The 20484-nt window shown below is 58.6% G+C and carries 21 protein-coding genes; 17 read left to right on the forward strand and 4 right to left on the reverse strand.

Annotated features, from left to right (window positions below; genetic code table 11):
* The first annotated feature begins 145 nt into the window (after positions 1-145).
* On the forward strand, positions 146-508 hold the full coding sequence (locus tag E6W33_RS23940) for a hypothetical protein (protein WP_136419897.1): 363 nt from the start codon (positions 146-148) through the stop codon (positions 506-508).
* 174 nt (positions 509-682) lie between these two features.
* Here the strand turns inward: E6W33_RS23940 and E6W33_RS23945 are convergent, their stop codons facing one another.
* The 3 genes from E6W33_RS23945 to xseA all read right to left on the reverse strand — a co-directional run bounded on the left by E6W33_RS23945 (position 683) and on the right by xseA (position 4186).
* Positions 683-1492: an alpha/beta hydrolase gene (locus E6W33_RS23945; RefSeq protein WP_136419898.1), complete on the reverse strand. Its 810-nt coding sequence runs from the start codon at positions 1490-1492 to the stop codon at positions 683-685.
* 556 nt (positions 1493-2048) lie between these two features.
* Positions 2049-2627 carry a Fe-Mn family superoxide dismutase gene (locus tag E6W33_RS23950; protein WP_136419899.1) on the reverse strand — a complete coding sequence of 193 codons (579 nt, stop codon included), beginning with the start codon at positions 2625-2627 and terminating at the stop codon, positions 2049-2051.
* 197 nt (positions 2628-2824) lie between these two features.
* A complete protein-coding gene (gene xseA / locus E6W33_RS23955) occupies positions 2825-4186 on the reverse strand; it encodes an exodeoxyribonuclease VII large subunit (protein ID WP_136419900.1) in 1362 nt (453 codons plus the stop codon).
* Between the two features lie 315 nt (positions 4187-4501).
* Between xseA and E6W33_RS23960 the strand changes: the two genes are divergently transcribed.
* From E6W33_RS23960 to E6W33_RS24005, 10 genes are all read left to right on the forward strand, one after another.
* Positions 4502-5107, forward strand: coding sequence for a MotA/TolQ/ExbB proton channel family protein (locus E6W33_RS23960; protein WP_136419901.1), 606 nt, complete (start codon positions 4502-4504; stop codon positions 5105-5107).
* Between the two features lie 21 nt (positions 5108-5128).
* Complete coding sequence (locus E6W33_RS23965) at positions 5129-5563, forward strand: biopolymer transporter ExbD (RefSeq protein WP_136419902.1); 435 nt, start codon at positions 5129-5131, stop codon at positions 5561-5563.
* The gene (gene lpxK, locus E6W33_RS23970; protein WP_136419903.1) at positions 5560-6573 is read left to right on the forward strand and encodes a tetraacyldisaccharide 4'-kinase; all 1014 of its coding nucleotides are present in this window, start codon (positions 5560-5562) and stop codon (positions 6571-6573) included. Before E6W33_RS23965 ends, lpxK begins: the two co-directional genes overlap by 4 nt.
* Entirely contained in the window at positions 6554-6748 is a 195-nt protein-coding gene (locus tag E6W33_RS23975; RefSeq protein WP_136419904.1) for a Trm112 family protein, read from the forward strand. Before lpxK ends, E6W33_RS23975 begins: the two co-directional genes overlap by 20 nt.
* A gap of 59 nt (positions 6749-6807) precedes the next feature.
* Positions 6808-7566: a 3-deoxy-manno-octulosonate cytidylyltransferase gene (gene kdsB, locus E6W33_RS23980; RefSeq protein ID WP_136419905.1), complete on the forward strand. Its 759-nt coding sequence runs from the start codon at positions 6808-6810 to the stop codon at positions 7564-7566.
* Positions 7567-7705: 139 nt separating this feature from the next.
* Positions 7706-8362, forward strand: coding sequence for an adenylate kinase (adk, locus tag E6W33_RS23985; protein ID WP_136419906.1), 657 nt, complete (start codon positions 7706-7708; stop codon positions 8360-8362).
* Positions 8363-8627: 265 nt separating this feature from the next.
* Positions 8628-10814 carry a sodium-translocating pyrophosphatase gene (locus E6W33_RS23990; protein ID WP_136419907.1) on the forward strand — a complete coding sequence of 729 codons (2187 nt, stop codon included), beginning with the start codon at positions 8628-8630 and terminating at the stop codon, positions 10812-10814.
* Between the two features lie 144 nt (positions 10815-10958).
* Positions 10959-11717, forward strand: coding sequence for a 3-hydroxyacyl-CoA dehydrogenase (locus tag E6W33_RS23995; protein WP_136419908.1), 759 nt, complete (start codon positions 10959-10961; stop codon positions 11715-11717).
* 121 nt (positions 11718-11838) lie between these two features.
* Positions 11839-13632, forward strand: a complete 1794-nt coding sequence (gene ggt / locus E6W33_RS24000) for a gamma-glutamyltransferase (RefSeq protein ID WP_136419909.1) — start codon at positions 11839-11841, stop codon at positions 13630-13632.
* 113 nt (positions 13633-13745) lie between these two features.
* The gene (locus tag E6W33_RS24005; protein ID WP_136419910.1) at positions 13746-14960 is read left to right on the forward strand and encodes a patatin-like phospholipase family protein; all 1215 of its coding nucleotides are present in this window, start codon (positions 13746-13748) and stop codon (positions 14958-14960) included.
* A 96-nt stretch (positions 14961-15056) separates the two neighbouring features.
* On the opposite strand, the gene E6W33_RS24010 is transcribed toward E6W33_RS24005, so the two are convergent.
* Positions 15057-15368 carry a hypothetical protein gene (locus E6W33_RS24010; RefSeq protein ID WP_136419911.1) on the reverse strand — a complete coding sequence of 104 codons (312 nt, stop codon included), beginning with the start codon at positions 15366-15368 and terminating at the stop codon, positions 15057-15059.
* Positions 15369-15761: 393 nt separating this feature from the next.
* Here E6W33_RS24010 and E6W33_RS24015 point away from each other — a divergent pair, with 393 nt between their 5' ends.
* From E6W33_RS24015 to E6W33_RS24040, 6 genes are all read left to right on the forward strand, one after another.
* Complete coding sequence (locus E6W33_RS24015; protein WP_247869773.1) at positions 15762-16088, forward strand: ribonuclease; 327 nt, start codon at positions 15762-15764, stop codon at positions 16086-16088.
* Positions 16089-16092: 4 nt separating this feature from the next.
* Positions 16093-16551 (forward strand): barstar family protein, encoded by a 459-nt coding sequence (locus tag E6W33_RS24020; protein ID WP_247869769.1) that lies wholly within the window; start codon positions 16093-16095, stop codon positions 16549-16551.
* A 79-nt stretch (positions 16552-16630) separates the two neighbouring features.
* A complete protein-coding gene (gene purN / locus E6W33_RS24025; protein ID WP_136419914.1) occupies positions 16631-17269 on the forward strand; it encodes a phosphoribosylglycinamide formyltransferase in 639 nt (212 codons plus the stop codon).
* Between the two features lie 9 nt (positions 17270-17278).
* Complete coding sequence (locus tag E6W33_RS24030) at positions 17279-18535, forward strand: RsmB/NOP family class I SAM-dependent RNA methyltransferase (RefSeq protein ID WP_136419915.1); 1257 nt, start codon at positions 17279-17281, stop codon at positions 18533-18535.
* Positions 18532-19095, forward strand: a complete 564-nt coding sequence (locus E6W33_RS24035) for a phospholipase D family protein (protein WP_136419916.1) — start codon at positions 18532-18534, stop codon at positions 19093-19095. The genes E6W33_RS24030 and E6W33_RS24035 overlap by 4 nt, the downstream gene beginning before the upstream one ends.
* Positions 19092-20429, forward strand: coding sequence for a mechanosensitive ion channel domain-containing protein (locus E6W33_RS24040; protein WP_136419917.1), 1338 nt, complete (start codon positions 19092-19094; stop codon positions 20427-20429). Before E6W33_RS24035 ends, E6W33_RS24040 begins: the two co-directional genes overlap by 4 nt.
* The last annotated feature ends 55 nt before the right edge of the window (positions 20430-20484 follow it).

Raw genomic sequence — 20484 nt, forward strand, 5'->3', positions numbered from 1 at the left:
CGGACCTTTTGCGCCAAAGGTTCGGCACTGACTATTCAGAATTTGACACGGCCTCTGCGCAGCCCGACGAACTTGCTACTCACAGGAGGCACGTGACAATCCCCATGAGTCCGATTTACAGTCTAACCAGGACGTCAGGCGACCTGTGAAAAAGCTTCTTCCAGAGTTCGAGCACCGAGCTCAACCGTTGATTCCGCCGCGGCAGTTCCTGGTACGACTGGCCCACAGCGGCGCCATTGCGCTCGGCCTCATCACCGTCTCACTGGGTATCGGCATGCTTGGCTACCACAAGCTGGAGCGCTTGAGCTGGATCGATGCCTTCATTAACGCGTCCATGCTTCTGGGCGGCATGGGACCGGTCAATCCGCCGGTCAGCTTTGGCGGCAAGCTCTTCGCGGGGCTCTATGCGCTTTACTGCGGCTTGGTCGTTATTCTCGTAGCAGGGGTAATCCTCGCGCCGGTTGCGCATCGCATCCTGCACAGGTTTCATATGGAAGGGCGTCGGTAACAAACGCCCTGCGCGCCAGTACGGTCAGTGCCGCTTTGCCGGTGCGCTCCTGCAGGTAGTCGTTGTCGATGCGCGGCGCGGCAGATGTCTTCAATTGCCGCGACACACAATCGAACTGAGCCTTCCGGATGAACACCGATTAAGCGATCACCCTGCTTCCCCGCAGGCCATCATTTACTGAAGCGCGCCCGCGCGGGCAAAATGGCTTTCCAGCAGCGCGTTGACCAGCGCAGGGCTTTCCAGCGCGACGGAGTGTCCTGCTTTCGCGACTGTTTCCATCCGGCCGTCAAGGACGGCATTTGCAATGTTTTGCGCGAGGGGCACGGTGTACGCGTGATCTTCCTCGCCGGCGATGGCGAGCACGGGAACCTTGCTTCCCCTTAGCTCATCAAGAATGCCTCTGCGATGCACGACCTGATAGGCGGAGTTGCCGATGCTGGTGCCGAGTTGCGACATGTACTTGCGCCAGTAGTCGAGCTCATCGGCGAAGCCGGGATCGGTCAGCGATGCGTCGCCAAACATTACATAGAGCAGGGTATCGACCAGCGGAGCGCCTCCAACCCTTTGCAGATTGTCGACGATCGGTTGAAATTCCGCGACTTTGTATTCTGCCTCGCCGGAACTGCCGAGGACAGCGCAGGATGCGGTCAGATCGGGTCGACGCGCAGCCAGACGCAAGGCAATGAAGCCGCCAAGTGAGTTGCCGACGACATGGCATTTGCCCAGGTCCAGTGCTTCGATCAATGCCGTCGCATCATCGGCCAGCGTGTCGGTGTCTTGTTCTTCGAGCGGCGCAGGGGCGCTCCGCCCCTGTCCGCGGTGGTCGTAGCGGATGACCCGATACTCCCTGCTGAAATACTCGGCCTGCTTGTAGAACATGTGTGAGTTGAAAAAAAGCGAATGACTGAAAACGATGGCGGGCGCGTCGCGCGGGCCGTCATCCTCATAGTAGAGCTCGGTATCGTTGACTCTGATTTTCGGCATGGTGTCTCCTTGTATTTCCTCGTGGTGGGGCAGTAGGCGAAAGCACAGCGAATACGACGTGAAAACATTCTGAACGATCATCTTCGGAGTTCTGGGAGACTGCTCGCCGAACCAGGCAGTTGCCGCGCAAGATCGGCAATGCTGTCGGCATGAAAATCATCCTCGGGATTGCAAGCTGGCCCACTCCGGAAAGTTCATCGATCAGTGAAAATTTTCTTCGACGATAGGCGAACCGGGCGATGTGTGACTATCGCGAATATTCGCGATAGTCGACGGTTGCGACAGACCGAAACTTCGGTTGCCGTAATTTGAAATTTCGCACCCGACAGTTGCATGTGCTCTGGTGGCTGCCATCATCTCTCGTCCAAGCATGAGGTGTGCGTGGATTTCCATGTGCAGAAACTTTTGGCCGACTGCTCACCCTGGGGAAAACTTACCGGAGTTCCTTCAACCCGGCCCGGAAAACAAGCTGCTGAAATCAAAAAGGCCCGCAGACGCGGGCCTTTTGTTGCTGCAGGTGATTCATGTTTTGAAGCTTTTCAAGCTCCTGGAAATCTCAGGCAAAATTCTTCGCCACGAAATCCCAATTGACCAGATTCCAGAACGCCTCGACGAACTTCGGGCGTGCGTTGCGGTAGTCGATGTAGTACGCGTGCTCCCACACGTCGCAGGTCAACAGCGGTTTGTCGCTGGTGGTCAGCGGCGTGGCGGCATTGGAGGTGTTGACGATGCCAACCGAACCGTCGCTCTTCTTGACCAGCCAGGTCCAGCCGGAGCCGAAGTTGCCGACGGCGGACTTGGTGAATTCTTCCTTGAACTTGTCGAACGAGCTCCACGTAGCGTTGATCGCGTCGGCCAATGCGCCGGTCGGAGCGCCGCCACCGTTCGGCTTCATGCAATTCCAAAAGAAGGTGTGGTTCCACACCTGCGCGGAATTGTTGAACAAGCCGCCCGAGGACTTCTTGATGATGTCTTCCAGCGATGCGTTTTCGAACTCGGTGCCCTTGATCAGGTTGTTCAGGTTCGTGACGTAGGCCTGATGGTGCTTGCCATAGTGGTACTCCAGGGTCTCCTTGGAGATGTGCGGCTGCAGTGCGTCCATCGGGTAGGGTAGCGGGGGCAGAGTGTGTTCCATGGTGCTTCCTTTCTGTTTTTTGAGGTTGATGTTGTTCTTGAAAGACCTCAATTGTATGTCGGATGCAGATTACCTGCATAACACCCCGTATTGATCTATTGTCAAAGCGGTGTCGAAATCCTTTTTTCGCTTTCGTCGCGGTAAATGGTCCTAATTTCCCTTATTTCTGCATGAAATACATGTCGGCGTTCAACGCGTCACTCCAGCAGGGGTTGCACGCTGGCGATCCCGATCTCGGCGCTGCCTTCCGCCAGCCTGACGGTAACCGTCTGTCTCGGGTGTAGGTCTTTCGGAGCGCGAACGATTCTTCCTTTGCTGTCAATGATCATCGAATAGCCGCGTTCCAGCGTCCGTTCAGGATTGAGCAGCTCAAGTTGCGCGGACATCGCGGCCATTGCTTGCCGCTGCTGGACCGTCACCGTCATCATGCGCGTGCTCATGCGGCGAGCGATATCCTGCAGCCAGGAACGCTGGCGCACTGTTTTCGGCAACTGGGCGCCCAGCCGCGTTTGCAGATGCGACAGCTTGAAGCGAGCCTGGCTGAGCGGCATGCGCGTCGCATGGGCCAGGCGGGTTTGAAGGCCGTGCAGCTTGAGGCGTTCGTGAGTGATGTACGCAGCCGGGCTGACAAGGCGATGGGAAAGCCAGTCGAGCGTCTGAGACGTGTCGGACAGGCGTCGCCTGAGCGCGCGGGTGAGATCGTCGGCGTGGGATTCCACCGTCGCCAGCCAGTCGGCGCGGGGTGCTGCGGCCATTTCCGCCGCGGCCGTCGGCGTCGGCGCGCGCAGGTCTGCGGCGAAATCAGCAATCGTGAAATCGGTCTCGTGACCGACCCCCGAAATCACCGGCATGGAACAGTCGGCAATGGCGCGTGCCACGACTTCTTCATTGAAGGACCACAAGTCTTCGATGCTGCCGCCGCCGCGGCACACCAGCAGCACGTCGCACTCGGCGCGCGTCGACGCTGTAGCGATTGCTTGTGCGATCTTCTGTGCCGCACCTTCGCCTTGCACTGGCGTCGGATACAGGATTACCCGTACATGCGGCGCGCGACGGCGCAGGGTGGTCAGGATATCGCGCAAGGCAGCCGCCTGCGGACTGGTCACAATCCCGATCGTCCGGGCGAAAATCGCCAAGGGCCGTTTGCGCAACGGATCGAACAGGCCCTCCGCCTCCAGTTTTTCCTTCAGGCGCAGAAAGGCTTCGTACAGGTTGCCGACACCGGCGCGGCGGATTGCCTCGACACTGAGCTGGTAATCGCCACGCGGCGCATACAGGGTGACCAGCGCGCGTACCTCGACCTTGTCGCCTTCGCGCGGAACGAACCCGGCATATTGCGCGCGACCGCGGAACATGACTGCACGTACCTGGGCGCTGTCATCCTTCAAGGTGAAATACCAATGACCCGATGCGGCCTTGGTGAAATTGGAAATTTCGCCGGAAACCCACGCCAGCGGAAAATTTCTCTCCAGCATCCGCGCCACTGCTTGATTCAACGCGGAAACCGTCAATACGGGCGGCGTCCCTTCTATACTTTCGGGGGAACTTCTAAGGTTCATGCGGTCTTTCAAGGCAAAACCTGTCCACAGGCCCGCCAATTCGTCATCTTTTTGTCATACTTGGTTACAAACAATATCTGACATCCTTAAGTCTTTGATTTCATTGAAGAAAAAAATAGAGCGCAATTTCAATGCAGCAATTAAAAACCCTTTGGAATCAAATACTTTTATCTGGTGCAAGGTATTTACCCACAAAGTTATCCACAGGGTCTGTGAAGAACTTTTTTCGGAAGTATTGTAGCGGGATGGCCTTGCTCGCAGAGCCTCAACACGATACATTCTGCATCCGACTGAATTCATCTTGAGGAGCCTCTTTTGCTCGCCATTATTCAAGCCGCCGGCTGGCCGATCTGGCCGTTGTTGATCGCCTCCGTCATTGGCCTGGCTTTGATCATCGAGAGGCTATTGTACCTGCGCCGCGGCCGTATCCTGCCGCCCAATCTGCTCGATGAAGTGATCCGCGTCTACCACAATGGCAAGATCGGCCCGGAAGTCATTTCCAACCTGGAACAGAACTCTCCGCTGGGGCGCGTGCTGGCGGCCGGCTTGCGCAACGTGAACGCGCCACGCGACGTGATGAAGGAATCGATCGAGGAAGCCGGGCGCGGCACGGCGCACGACCTGGAGCGATTCCTGACTACGCTTGGCACCATTGCCACGCTCGCGCCGCTGATGGGTCTGTTCGGCACCGTGGTCGGCATGATCGAGATTTTCGGTGCGCAAAACTCCGTCGGCGCCAACCCGGCAGAGCTTGCCCACGGCATTTCCACGGCGCTTTACAACACCGGCTTCGGCCTGGCCATCGCGATGCCCGCGCTGGTGTTCTACCGCCATTTCCGCGCACTGGTGGACAGCTTCATCGTCGACATGGAACAGCAGGCGGTGAGGTTTGTCGATACCGTGCATGGCAATCGCAAGTAAGGCAAAACGTAAGGCGAGACAATGAACTTCCGTAAAGGCCAGGGCCGCGAAGATCCGGAAATCAACCTGATTCCCTTCATCGATGTATTGCTGGTGATCCTGATCTTCCTGATGATCACCACTACCTACAGCAAATTCACCGCGCTGCAGATTACCCTGCCCACCGCCGACGCCGAAAAGGCGATTGAGCAGCCGCAGGAAATCAATGTCGGCGTCGATGCGCAAGGGCACTACGCCGTCGACAACAACCCGGTCGCCGCGCATGATGCCGCAGCGTTGGCGGAAGAGTTGAAGATCGCCGCAAGCGCCAAGGGGCAGTCGCGAAACGGCCCGGTCATCATCATCAATGCAGACGCGATGGCGACGCATCAATCGGTCATCAATGTGCTTGAAGCAGCACGACTGGCCGGACTCGAAAAGGTCACCTTTGCCGCGCAGGCCAGCGGCAAGAAATGACGCATCATGCCGGAACGGTGCTGACGCGCGCCTGGATGCGGCGCGGCTTGCTGGCAAGCGCCCTGTATCCGGTTTCGCTGTTGTTTCGCCTGCTGGTTGCGCTGCGCCGCACGCTTTACAGGGCCGGCGTATTCAAGAGCACCCGTCTGCCTGTTCCAGTGATCATCGTCGGCAATATCTTTGTCGGCGGTACTGGCAAGACGCCATTCACCATCTGGCTGGTCGATCAATTGCGCCGTGCAGGTTTTGTCCCGGGCGTTGTTTCGCGGGGTTATGGCGCAAGCAACAAGGAAACGGTCGAGGTCACGGCGACGTCGACACCGGACAAGGTTGGAGATGAACCCGCGTTGATTGTGCGCCATGCCAATTGCCCGGTCATGGTTGGGCGCAATCGGGTCGCCGCCGCGCAGGCGCTTCTGGCCGCGCATCCCGAAGTCAACCTGATCATTTCCGACGACGGCTTGCAGCACTACAGCCTGCAGCGGGACGTTGAGATCGTCCTCAGCGATGAACGCGGCAACGGCAACGGCTGGATGCTGCCGGCCGGACCGCTGCGCGAACCGGCATTGCGCCGTCGCGACTTTTCCGTCAAGAACACAAGTCGCCATCCCGCCCATAACGCGGAGTGGTTTCGCATGCAGCTTTCCGGCGATACCGCCGAACGGCTTTCCGATCGGACGCATTCCATTGCCTTGAGTGCAATTCGTGCGCCGCACATCGTCGCTGCGGCGGGCATCGGCAATCCATCGCGTTTTTTCGCCATGCTGCGCGACGCCGGTTTGGCTATCGAGGAACTGCCGCTGCCCGACCACTACGACTTCGCCGACAATCCGTTTGCCGGTATTGCTGCAGATATCATCCTGATCACCGAGAAGGATGCAGTAAAATGTACGCAAATTGATACGATGAAGAACGACCCCCGCTTGTGGGTCGTCCCTGTTACAGCGCGCATCGATCCCGCGCTGGCTGAACGAATAGTGGAGAAATGTCGTGGACGCCCGACTGCTTGATATCCTGGTCTGCCCGCTCTGCAAAGGGCCGCTTGAATACGATAAAAACGCGCAGGAATTGATCTGCAACCCGGATAAACTCGCCTATCCGATTCGCGATGGCATTCCGATCATGTGGGCCGATCAGGCGCGTGATCTGACGGCAGCGCCGGCTCCCGCACCTTCGGCCGGCTGAACAAATCCGTCGTCGCGTCATAGCGCAACGGATTTCCTCGGCTAACCGGAATAAAGCTGATGTCTTTTACCGTCATCATTCCCGCACGCCTCGCGTCGACACGCCTGCCGAACAAGCCGCTTGCCGATCTGGGCGGCAAGCCGATGGTGGTGCGGGTGGCGGAGCGCGCCGCCCAATCGGGTGCGTCACAGGTGGTCGTGGCCACCGACCACGCCGATATTCTCGCTGCATGCCAGACCCACGGCGTGGATGTGCGCATGACGCGCGCCGATCATCCCTCAGGGACAGATCGCATCGCTGAAGTGGCGGCTGCCCTCGGCTTGCCTGGCGACGGGGTTGTCGTCAATGTGCAAGGCGACGAGCCCTTGATTTCCCCGTCATTGATAGCCGCGACTGCCGCGCTGATCACGAACAGCGTTCCGATGGCCACCGCTGCGCATCCAATCGACGATGTGACCGAGATATTCAATCCGAACGTAGTCAAGGTCGTTCTCGACAGGACGGGCAGGGCGCTGTACTTTTCCCGCGCCACGATTCCATGGCACCGCGACGGCTTTGCGCAATCGAGGCAAAGCATCCCTGCTGGTTACCGGCCGTTGCGCCATATCGGGCTCTACGCGTACAGCAATGCCTTTTTGCAGGAATACCCGACGCTGCCGCTGTCGCCGCTCGAACAGATCGAGGCGCTGGAACAATTGCGGGTACTTTGGCACGGTTATCCGATTGCTGTGCATGTGACGCCGGATACACCGGCGGCGGGGGTGGATACGCCGGAAGATTTGTCGCGGGTACGACAGTACTTCGGTCAAGGAATTTAGAAGAAATCGGGGCGAGAACTGCCGAATTTGGGGGATTCTGTGGTAAGTTTCATGCAATGTTTGTGTGATACAAAGCATGTCTTTGGGGAAGTTCATCCCGTCACCGCGAAAAAATTTAAAACCAGTCTAGGAAAATCTCATGCGCCTCATCCTCTTAGGACCGCCGGGTGCCGGTAAGGGCACGCAAGCAAATTACATCAAGGAAAAATTCAACATTCCCCAGATTTCCACTGGCGATATGCTGCGCGCTGCCGTAAAAGCAGGCACGCCGCTCGGCATCGAAGCCAAGAAGGTGATGGATGCGGGCGGCCTGGTTTCGGACGACATCATCATCGGCCTCGTCAAGGATCGACTGAAGCAGGCGGATTGCGCGAACGGTTATCTGTTCGACGGCTTTCCGCGCACGATTCCGCAAGCGGACGCCATGAAGGAAGCCGGTGTTGCGATCGACTATGTGCTGGAAATCGACGTACCGGACGAGGCGATTGTCGAGCGCATGAGCGGCCGCCGCGTGCATCAGCCCTCGGGCCGCACCTATCACGTCAAGTTCAACCCGCCGAAAGTCGCCGGGCGGGATGACGTTACAGGCGAAGAGCTGATCCAGCGCGACGACGACAAGGAAGAAACCGTGAAAAAACGCCTGGCCGTTTATCACGAACAAACCGAAGTGCTGGTCGACTACTACAACAAGTGGGCGAAGTCCGGACAGCCGGGAGCGCCGAAGTATCGCAAGATCTCCGGTGTTGGCCCGGTCGAAACGATCCGGGACAATGCCTTCGCAGCATTGGCTGACTGAACAAAAAAGCGGACCTCGTGTCCGCTTTTGTTTTTCGGCGGGCTAATCCAGATCAAAGATTCAGAACCGAGGCTTTGTTTTTTCTCCCGCACAAAATTCGGTGTGCAAGAATAACGAGAACGTTGTAACGGAAAGTTTAGCAGTGCGCAGTACTCGCGGGACGACGACAGCAGATACCCATCTGTGTCACCGGGCGTATGCCGTCGCCGTCCTCCGGAATGTGTCGTTGTTTTAATCTTGTAGTGAACAACATGGAGGAAACAGTATGGCAACAGGTTTGTGGATTGCCGTGGTGTGCGGTGTACTAGCCGTCATCTACGGATTGGTGTCCCGCAGTTGGATCTTGAGCCAGGACGCCGGTAATGCCCGCATGCAGGAAATCGCAGCGGCCATTCAACAGGGTGCCGGTGCTTACCTGGCGCGGCAATACAAGACCATTGCGGTGGTCGGCGTCGTGCTTGCGATTCTGATTGGTATCTTCCTCGACGGCACCACTGCGGCCGGTTTCGTGCTCGGCGCAGTCTTGTCCGGCGCATGCGGCTTCATCGGCATGAATGTTTCGGTACGCGCCAATGTGCGTACTGCACAGGCAGCCACCCGCGGCATCGGCCCGGCGCTCGCTGTCGCTTTCCGGGGCGGTGCGATCACTGGCATGCTGGTGGTCGGCCTCGGGTTGCTCGGCGTGACCCTGTTCTTCTGGTATCTCACCGGTGGCAAGGCAGTCGATGCGGCCACGCTGAAACCCTTGCTGGGTTTCGCGTTCGGTTCTTCGCTGATCTCGATTTTCGCGCGTCTCGGCGGCGGCATCTTCACCAAGGGCGCCGACGTCGGCGCTGATCTGGTGGGCAAGGTGGAAGCAGGCATTCCGGAAGACGACCCGCGCAACCCCGCGGTGATTGCCGACAACGTCGGCGACAACGTGGGTGACTGCGCCGGCATGGCCGCCGACTTGTTCGAAACCTATGCGGTGACCCTGATCGCAACCATGACGCTCGGCGCACTGATGATCACCGGCGCTCCGCTCAATGCGGTGATCTATCCGCTGGTGCTTGGCGGCGTATCGATCATTGCTTCCATCATCGGCTGCTCCTTCGTCAAGGCATCGCCCGGGATGAGGAACGTGATGCCCGCACTCTACAAGGGGCTGATCGTCGCCGGCGTGATTTCCTTGATCGCGTTCTATTTCGTCACCACCTGGCTGTTTCCGCAGGCAGTTTCGGTAGTGGGCGGCAAGACGGTCACTGCAATGTCGCTGTTCGGCGCCTGCATCGTCGGCCTCGTGCTGACCGCGCTGATGGTGTGGATCACCGAGTACTACACCGGCACCGATTACAAACCGGTGCAGCACGTTGCCCAGGCATCCACTACGGGTCATGGCACCAACATCATCGCCGGCCTCGGCGTGTCGATGAAGTCCACCGCATTTCCCGTGCTGTTCGTCTGCCTTGCCATCTGGGTTTCCTTTGCGCTGGCCGGTCTTTACGGCATTGCGGTAGCGGCAACCTCCATGCTCAGCATGGCCGGCATCATCGTTGCGCTCGACGCCTACGGTCCGATCACCGACAACGCTGGCGGCATTGCCGAAATGGCGGAATTGCCTGATAGCGTGCGCGACATTACCGATCCGCTGGACGCCGTGGGCAACACGACCAAGGCTGTGACCAAGGGCTACGCGATCGGCTCCGCCGGTCTCGCTGCCCTGGTACTGTTCGCCGACTACACCCATGCGCTCGAAGGCCGCGGCATGCACCTGTCCTTCGATCTGTCCGACCACATGGTCATCATTGGCCTGTTCCTCGGCGGTCTGATTCCCTATCTGTTCGGCGCGATGGCGATGGAAGCGGTCGGCCGCGCAGCGGGTAGCGTGGTCGAAGAAGTGCGTCGTCAGTTCCGCGAGATCAAGGGCATCATGGAAGGCACCGGCAAGCCGGAATACGGCAGGGCAGTCGACATGCTGACAACGGCCGCGATCAAGGAAATGATCGTGCCGTCGCTGCTGCCGGTTGTAGTGCCGATCCTGGTCGGGCTGCTGCTTGGTCCGGCCGCACTCGGTGGTTTGCTGATGGGCACCATCGTTACCGGCCTGTTCGTCGCCATCTCGATGTGTACCGGCGGCGGCGCCTGGGACAACGCGAAGAAGTACATCGAAGACGGCCACCACGGCGGCAAGGGGTCGGAAGCCCATAAGGCTGCCGTCACCGGCGACACTGTGGGCGATCCATACAAGGATACGGCGGGCCCCGCGGTCAATCCGCTGATCAAAATCATCAACATCGTGGCACTGCTGATCGTGCCGCTGCTGCCAATGGTCGGCGGCTCGGCACCCGTCGCGCATGAAGCGACGCCGCCGGCAGTGACTGCGCCGGCAGCGGCAACGTCCGCACCGGCAGCAGCACCAGCAGCGTCGACCGATGCTGCTCCTGCTGCAACTGCTCCGGCCTCAAAGCCGTAAGCCAGGGCAGGGCTTCAAGAAAGGCAGCTTCGGCTGCCTTTTTTCTTTTTAGGCTTGAAAAATTCGCTACAATGTCGCTGTCTTACGTTTACGTAAACGTCACTGTCACGCAATATTTTCATTCTTCAAGAAGAGAGGGGCAGCATGCAGATCCAGAACAATGTGTTCATCATTACCGGCGGTGCATCCGGGCTAGGCGCGGCAACCGCGCGCATGATCGTTGAGAATGGCGGCAAGGTCGTCCTGGCCGACGTGCAGGTCGAGCCCGGCGAGAAGCTGGCGAATGAATTGAAGGGCAGGTTCGTCAAGTGCGACGTCACCTCGGAAGCTGATGCCAAGGCCGTGGTGGACGCCGCAACTGCAATGGGCAGCCTGCGCGGCCTGGTGAACTGCGCCGGTGTCGCACCGGCCGTGAAAACCGTCGGCAAGGATGGCCCGCATCCCCTGGATGTGTTTCAGCGTACGGTCAACATCAACCTGGTCGGCACGTTTAACATGGCGCGCCTGGCCGCCGATGCGATGGCAAAGACGGAAGCGAGTGCTGATGGCGAGCGCGGCGTCATCATCAATACGGCGTCGGTCGCTGCCTACGATGGACAGATCGGTCAGGCCGCATATGGTGCATCGAAGGCTGCGGTAGTTGGCCTGACGCTGCCCATGGCGCGCGACCTCTCGCGCAGCGGCATTCGCGTGATGACTATCGCGCCGGGCATTTTCGAAACGCCGATGCTGCTAGGCATGCCGCAAGAAGTGCAGGACGCACTTGGCCGCATGGTGCCGTTTCCGCCGCGCCTCGGCAAGCCGGCGGAGTATGCCAACCTCGCCAAGACCATCATCGAAAACGTCATGCTCAACGGCGAAACCATTCGTCTCGATGGCGCGATTCGCATGCAGCCGAAGTAAGGCCGGCATGCCACTGCGCGCGAGCAGGGCGTACCGGAGTGACCAAGCTCAAGTGCGCTGACCGGAAATCCCATAGACTAAGACAAGCTTTCCGCTTGTCTTTTTCTTTTTGGAGCAGGAAATGATCAGAGCAAGAATAAGTACGATCTCACTTGCAGCAATCCTGCTGGCCGCATGCGCGACCAGCGCGCCCCCCCAGCAGTCGGCTCCCGCGTCCGGCCTGCAGGCGCCGGAGCGCTCCAGCGGCTATACCGAGAAACCAGGCTGGACTGCCAGGAAGTTCATGGTCGCCGCAGCCAATCCCCTCGCGACCGATGCCGGTTACCAGGTCTTGCGAGCAGGCGGATCGGCGATCGATGCGGCAATTGCGGTGCAAATGGTGCTGAACCTGGTCGAGCCGCAATCTTCGGGAATCGGCGGCGGAGCATTCCTGATGCACTTTGACGGCAAGACGGTCAAGGCCTTCGACGGCCGCGAAACGGCCCCTGCCGCAGCCACGGAAAGACTGTTTCAGAATGCCGAAGGAAAGGCGCTTCCGTTCTACGAGGGCGTAGTCGGCGGACGCTCGGTCGGCGTGCCGGGCGTATTGCGCATGCTGGAGCTGGCGCACAGGCAGTACGGCAGATTGCCGTGGGCATCGCTGTTTGCTCCCGCGATCCATTTGGCAGAAAACGGCTTCGCTGTCAGTCCACGCCTGGCCACGATGTTGAAGACTGAGCAGCATCTGAAAAAAGATCCCGTTGCGGCGGCTTATTTCTACGACAAACAGGGCAATCCCTGGCCTGCCGGCCACCTGCTGAAAAACCCAGAACTGGCGAAAGTACTGCGCGAGGTGGCGCTCGGTGGCGCCGACGCCTTCTACAAGGGACAAGTCGCGCGCGACATCGAAGCGAAAGTCAAAGGCCATCCCACCAATCCTGGTGGTTTGAGCGCAGCGGATATCGCAGGCTATCAGGCCAAGGTGCGCGAGCCGGTGTGTACTGACTACAAGGCGTGGACGGTGTGCGGCATGCCGCCGCCGTCATCCGGCGGCATCGCAATCGCCCAGATGCTGGGCATGCTGGAGGCCAAGGACATTCGTCCCTATGCACCCAAGGATGGCGTGCCGACCGTCGAAGGCATCCATTTGTTTTCGGAAGTTGGTCGCCTTGCCTATGCCGATCGCGGGCGGTATGTAGCGGACACGGATTTCGTGCCGCTGCCTGGCAACAGCACCAAGGCAATGCTCGACAAGAAATACCTCGCCGAACGCGCGGCTCTCATCACGGACAAGTCGATGGGGCTGGCAAGATTCGGTGTGCCGCCGGCGACGGCGCTCGCTCGCGGGCAGGACACATCGCCTGAACTGCCGTCCACCTCGCATATCTCGATCGTCGATGCGAACGGCAATGCCGTCTCCATGACAACGACCATCGAAGACGCGTTCGGTTCGCGCCAGATGGTGCGCGGATTCCTGCTCAATAACCAGTTGACGGACTTTTCGTTCGACTCGGCGGATGCCAACGGCCCCATCGCCAATCGCGTGCAAGCCGGAAAGCGGCCGCGCAGTTCGATGTCGCCGACGCTGGGTTTCGACAAGGGAACCGGGAAGCTGATCCTGTCGACCGGCTCGCCGGGCGGCTCCGCGATCATCAACTACGTCGCCAAGGTCCTGGTCGGTACCCTGGACTGGGGCTTGAACGTACAGCAAGCGATCAGCCTGCCCAACTTCGGTAGTCGCAATGGCCCCACCGAACTTGAGCAGGGACGCATTACCGACTCGGTCATCGAAAAGTTGAAGGCCAAAGGGCACAACGTGCGCGTGATGGAACAGACCTCGGGTCTGCAAGGCATCATGCGCACGACTATCCATGGCGAAGAAATGTGGTTCGGCGGAGCCGACCCGCGCCGTGAAGGCATAGTGATGGGCGACTGAACAGTCCGCCTTCAGCTCAGGCCGACACGCCGGGTTCGCCCGGCGTTGTTTTTTGCGTGTCGTCCCCGCCGACTTTCCTCCCCAAATCGCAATCGCCCTGCTAATCTCCTAGTATGCAAGGCAGAAAGAAAACAGGCTTGGTCCTGACAGGAGGAGGCGCGCGGGCAGCATACCAGGTAGGGGTGCTGCGCGGCGTATCGTCCATCCTGCGCGAGGCAGGCCACGAACAGACACGCAGCCCGTACGACATCATCTGCGGCACCTCCGCCGGTGCCATCAATGCGACGGCCTTGGCATGTCATGCCGACAATTTCGACGAAGGCCTGCAAAAGGTTCTTCAGGTATGGGAGCACATCACTGCCGAGCAGGTCTATCGCGCCGACTCGCTCGGCGTTCTGCGCTCCGGTGCGCGCTGGCTTTCTCTGCTGTCCTTCGGCTGGCTGCTGCGCAAGTGGAAAGCCAATCCGCCAAATGCACTGCTGGACAATACCCCGCTGGTGACGCTCCTCAACCGCATGCTGAATTTTCCGCGCCTGGATTCGGCATTGCTCGACGGCTCTCTGCATGCACTGGCAATAACAGCATCGTCCTACAGCGCAGGCCGGCATATCACTTTTTTTCAAACCGAAGCCCAGATCGATCCTTGGGTGCGGTCGCAAAGGATCGCGTTGCGTGGACAAATCGGCGTGGAACACTTGCTCGCGTCCTCCGCCATCCCGCTAATTTTCCCGGCCACGCCAATCTATTGCGACGGTCGGCGTGAATACTTCGGCGACGGTTCAATGCGGCAGATTGCGCCGATTTCTCCGGCGATCCATCTCGGCGCGGACAAAGTGCTGGTAATCGGCGCAGGGCGACTCAATGAACAATGGAGCGAAACCTCGGAATTCGCGCCATATCCGACGCTGGCGCAGATCGCCGGCCACGCGATGTCGAGCATTTTCCTCGACAGCCTTGCCGTCGATATCGAGCGCATGTCCAGAATCAACCTTACCTTGTCGGTTTTAACGGAAGAACAGCGGGCCAGGACACCCTTGCGGCCGATCGATCTCTTGATCATTGCGCCATCGGAAAGGCTTGATGAGACGGCCAGCCGCCATGTGCACAGTCTTCCGGCACCAGTCAGGATGCTGTTGGGGGCAATTGGCGCCATGGAAGCGCGTGGCGGTGCGCTCGCGTCGTACCTGCTGTTTGAATCGAGCTACACCTGCGAACTGATCGAGCTGGGACATAAAGATGCGCTCGCGCGGCGCGCCGATGTTCTAGCGTTTTTCGGCGTGGATGAAAAGGCGCACGCATGCCCGGAAAAAATACTCAAGGCTGGTTGATCGTTTCAGCTGACAGGGATTGGTGGAGGGAATTGGCGGCCAGGAATGCGATCCGGCCGCCATGGCGTTCTGAAAAACCCTTGAACGCAGGACTGTTTATCGCCAGTCCCGATGATGATGATGCTTCCAGTGGCCCGGTGGCCCGCCGCGGCGATAACCTTCGACATAATAGGGCTGACCGTACTGGATTACCGTTGCAGGCTGCACGTAAACTGGTGCCGGGCGCACATAAACCGGTTGCGGTTGTACATACACAACCGGCGGTGGCGGGGCATATACACCCGGTGAGCCGAGCGTCACCGACCAACTGACATTCGGGTCGCCGTGTGCCATGGCGAACGGTGCTGACGCGACCAATGCGACGGCAGCAACGAGTCGAAGGCGTGAAAAAATAGCAGGGTGAGTCATAACTTTCTCCTTGATGTCCTCCTCTACATTAAACGTCAAAGACGATTCGTGCGCCTACCTGCAATTGTTCATTTGCAAGTAAGTATTGCAACAATTTGTAATCATTCTGAGAATGACGGAGTCAGGTGGCGGACCGTGTGACGAACATGCCATTCTCAGAGACAAGAATATCGGCCGCACCCAGAGCTAAATTGCATTAATGATAATTTTTAATAGCCGAAATAAGACATCCTAGAGTCTGGCCTCCGGTTGACAGGGTTGCTTCGTTCATCACAACCAGTTACCCTACGGTATTGCGATCATCGCACTTGTTAATTTTTCAACTAAATCGGCAAGGTCACGACGGTGAATGCTAAGTTCCTGAAAAATTGGGTCTTTTTTTTCGCGACCTTGTTGCTTGCACTGAATGTTCTGGCAAAAGGTGCGACCCGGCTGGAAGTCATCGCCGTTAAGGAGCTGCCCAGGGAAGCCCAAAAGACGCTGGCACTCATCAAAAAAGGCGGTCCCTTCCCCTATGCCAAGGACGGTGTGGTTTTCGGCAATTATGAAGGGGTTTTACCCAAACAAAAGCGCGGGTATTATCACGAATTTACGGTAAGAACCCCCGGCGCCCGCAACCGTGGCGCGCGGCGTATCATCGCCGGTGGCGATCCGATCTCGTCCGGCGAATATTATTATACCGATGACCATTATGCGACTTTCAAGCGCATCAAAGAGTAACGAAATGCGAATCGAGTCACTGCACAGCGAACCCGCAACGCTTATTGCACGAGCGGAGGAAGACATGAGCCTGTTTAAAACCGTGCCGCCGAATCTGGTGCAGTCCATTCGCGCGTTCAGGGTGACCGATCTCCAGGAAGAGGCAGCACGCCTCGGCCAGCATTTTCTCTATGCCTATTGCGCCGAAGCGACCACCAAGCAGCAGGTGCTCGGCTGCATCGCCAACGCGTTCCATTTCCCCAAGCATTTTGGCAAGAATTTCGACGCCCTGAGCGACTGTCTGACCGATCTGCCCTATAAGGCTGGGCCGCAACCGGGCTTTCTCGTCGTTCTCGAACAGTTGCCCAATACGCAAAAGTTCGACAAGGAAGCACGCGAGACGCTGCTGGACGTCTTTCGGGATGCAGCAGACTTTTGGGCGGAAAAGAACGTCGCATTTCGTGTGTTCTATTCATTCCAGTAATTCTCACTTGACAGTTATGCAATGAGCCGGCGTCTGCGTCGGCTTTTTATTTCGTCCCCGGAAGGATGCGTGCGGTAAAATGCGCGCCATGAAAAAGATCGTCATTCTGATTTCCGGGCGCGGCAGCAACATGCAAGCCATTGTCCGCGCCGCACAGGCGGAAAAATGGCCCTGCAAGATTGCCGCTGTCATCAGCAACCGTGCTGACGCCGAAGGTTTGCGCTTTGCCGCCGAGCACGGCATTCCGACCGATGTCGTGGTCAGCAAGGATTTTCCGAGTCGCGAAGCATTCGACGCCGCGCTGCGCGTTGCGATCGATCGTTTTTCGCCCGATCTCGTTGTACTGGCCGGTTTCATGCGCATCCTGACGCCGCCGTTCGTTGAACACTACGCTGGCAGGATGCTCAATATTCATCCCTCCCTGCTGCCAAGCTTTCCCGGGCTGGCCACGCACAGCCAGGCACTGGCGGCCGGTGTCAAGGTGCACGGTGCAACCGTGCATTTCGTCACCGCCGAACTCGATCATGGCCCTATCGTCGCGCAAGCCGCGGTCCCGGTCCTGTCCAATGACGACGAGCATGCGCTGGCCGAGCGCGTGCTGGCGCAGGAGCATGTTATTTATCCACGCGCCGTGCGCTGGTTCGTCGAAGACCGCTTGAGCATTGATAACGGTCTGGTCCGTATCGCAGAAGAGAGTTCGCACATCGCGAACACCTGAAAGAATCCAATGAGATTGCATCCCGCAGTCGTCAGCCATGCCGAAGAGGTATTGCGCGAGGTTTTGCGCTTTACCGGCCCCGCTGACGTTATCCTGTCGCGCTACTTCCGCGAACACCCCAAACTCGGATCCCGCGAGCGAAATGCGGTGGCGGAGGGCGTTTATGCCGTGTTGCGCAACAAGCTCGCCTATGCCAGTTTTTCAGAATCCGGTCACGGCCCGGCAATGCGCCGCCTGATCTTGCTCGGCTTGGCAGACGCAGTCGGCGCCGACGCGTTGGCAGGCTTGTCGCCGGAGGAGAGTGAATGGTTGCATCGGATCGCGCAGATCGACCGCCATTCCCTGCCGATCGTGTTGCAGGCCAATTTGCCCACTTGGCTTTTCGAGAAACTGGTTGCTCGCGATGGTGAAGCCGCGACCCTGCAACTGGCCGAAGCGCTTAACCGGCCGGCGCCGCTGGATTTGCGCGTCAATGCGATCAAGGCCAAGCGAGAAGAGGTGATCGCTGAACTGGCGACCGCGCCGATTCAATGCGAACCCACACCGTATGCGCCACTCGGGATTCGCATCCTGAAAAAACCGGCATTGCAGAATCTTCCGCTTTTCCAGTCGGGAGCCATCGAAGTACAGGACGAGGGCAGTCAGGTGCTTGCGCAAATCGTCGGTGCCAAGCGCGGCGAGATGGTCGTCGACTTCTGCGCGGGTGCCGGCGGCAAAACGCTTGCACTCGGTGCCGCAATGCGCAATACCGGTCGCCTGTATGCTTTCGACGTGTCCGAAAAGCGGCTGAGCAAGCTCAAACCGCGTCTTGCCCGCAGCGGCTTGTCGAACGTGCATCCGGTCCTGATTGCCCATGAAAACGACGCCAAGGTAAAGCGTCTCATGGCGAAGATCGACCGCGTGCTGGTCGATGCGCCCTGCAGTGGCTTGGGAACGCTGCGGCGCAACCCTGACATGAAATGGCGTCAAACGCCCGAGTCGGTAGTCGAACTGAATGCAAAGCAGACAGCAATCCTGGCAAGTGCAGCACGTCTGGTGAAGCCGGGCGGAAGGCTGGTATATGCGACCTGCAGCCTGCTCGACGAGGAAAACGAGGCCATCGCCACGCAGTTTCTCGCCACGCACGAAGATTTTTCTCTCGTCCCGATGAAAGACGTTTTGCTCGAGCAGAAAATTCCGCTCGAGATGCAGGACTACCTGAAATTGATGCCGCATCTTCACCAAACCGATGGTTTCTTCGCCGCCGTATTCGAGCGGAAGAAATGAGGCGACTGGTTCACGCTGCCGGCGCCATACTCCTGCTCGCGTCAGCGGCCGCAACAGCGTGCTGCACCGACGCGCCGATATTTCAGGCGCAGGGTACCTGGCAAGCGGCATTCACGCCTTGGGATGACATCGAAGGTCTGGTGGTAGCCACCATCGACGGCGCGCGCAAGCAGGTCCTGGTGCAAGCCTATCTATTGACCAGTAAAAAAATCGCATCTACTCTTGTCTCGGCGCATCGCCGCGGCATTGATGTGCGCGTCCTGGTCGATGCGGATCAGCTTGAACGGACAGCATCCTCCGCCGCCGCGCCAGTTCTCGCGGCAGCAGGCATTCCAGTGTGGCTGGAGACGAAATACCAGAACGCGCATAACAAGGTGATCGTGATCGATCCGGACAGGCCGAATGCGACGGTCATCACAGGCAGCTTCAATTTCACATGGACTGCGCAGCACAAGAATGCCGAAAACGTGCTGATCGTCCGGAAAAACCCCGCACTTGCAGCACGTTACGCGCAAAATTGGGAGCGGCACAGACAGGACGCAACGCCATACAAACAATGAGACAAAACGCTCTTTCCAACCTTCTGTTCGACCTCTGGGATGATCTTCAGGATCCCGGCCTGCTGGGGCAGGTCGCCACACTGGTATTCTGTCTTGCCATCGGCTGGGCAGTGGCGCGCCTGGTGCGGCAAAGAATCACTGCGCATGACACGCAGTTGCGGGTTGTTCGTCTTGGTGTGGAGAGCTTTTCACGCGTACTGTCGCCCCTGATTGCGCTTGCAATGATCGCCATCGCCAAACCGCTGTTGGGGCAGTGGCAGCACGTCAATCTGCTCAAGGTCGCGATGCCTTTGGTCGGTTCTTTCGCATTGATCCGGTTAGGCTTCTATGTCTTGCATCGCGTATTTGCGCGTGGCGGCAAGGCAGGTATTTTCCTGTCGATGTTCGAAAAGGTGTTTGCGATCCTGGTGTGGAGCGGCGTCGCACTATACATCACGGGCTGGTGGCCCGACCTGGTGCAGTACCTGGAACAGACGGTGCTGCCGATCGGACGCAACAAGGTATCTCTGTTGACTGCCCTGCAAGCTGCGGCCTCCGTGCTTGTCACCTTGATGATTGCGCTCTGGGCCAGCGCTACTCTCGAAGAGCGGCTGATGCGCATGGACAGCGTGCACTCCTCGCTTCGAGTCGTGATGGCGCGCATGGGCCGCGCCGTATTCATTCTTTTTGCCGTATTGATCAGCTTGTCGCTTGTTGGCATCGACCTCACGGTACTTTCGGTCTTTGGTGGCGCATTGGGCGTCGGTCTCGGGTTGGGCTTGCAGAAAATTGTCAGCAGTTATGTGTCTGGCTTCGTGATCCTCCTGGAGCGCAGCCTCGCGATTGGCGACATGGTGATGATCGACAAGTACTCCGGTCAGATCACGCAAATCAACACGCGCTATACGGTGGTGCGTGGATTGGACGGCGTGGAAACCGTGATTCCCAATGAAATGCTGCTGTCGGGGCCGGTGCTGAACTATTCTCTGACGGATCGGGCCTTGAGGCTTTTCACACGGGTGACGGTGGATTATCAAACTGATATTGACCTCGTGTTGCGCTTGCTGGAACAGGTGGCGGCTGGCATTCCGCGTGTTTCTTCCAATCCGGCACCGCAGGCTTATTTGATCAAGTTCGAGGCTGACGGACTGGAACTGGAACTCGGATTCTGGATTGCCGATCCAGAGAACGGGCGCACGAATGTATTGTCAGATGTGAACCGGGCGGTCTGGAAGGTGTTGCAAGAGAATCAAATCCGGGTGCCTTATCCGCAGCGCGAAGTCAGACTTATCGATCATCTGCCGGTGAGTGAAATTCGAACTTCACAAGCAGTACACGCCACTCAGGTACCATAAAAAGCGTACAATCGGCCCAAAATGCATTCCGGCGGTCAGATTTTGGCCGACAGCG

The sequence above is a fragment of the Herbaspirillum sp. ST 5-3 genome, from assembly GCF_004804275.1.
Classification (GTDB): Bacteria; Pseudomonadota; Gammaproteobacteria; order Burkholderiales; family Burkholderiaceae_D; genus Noviherbaspirillum.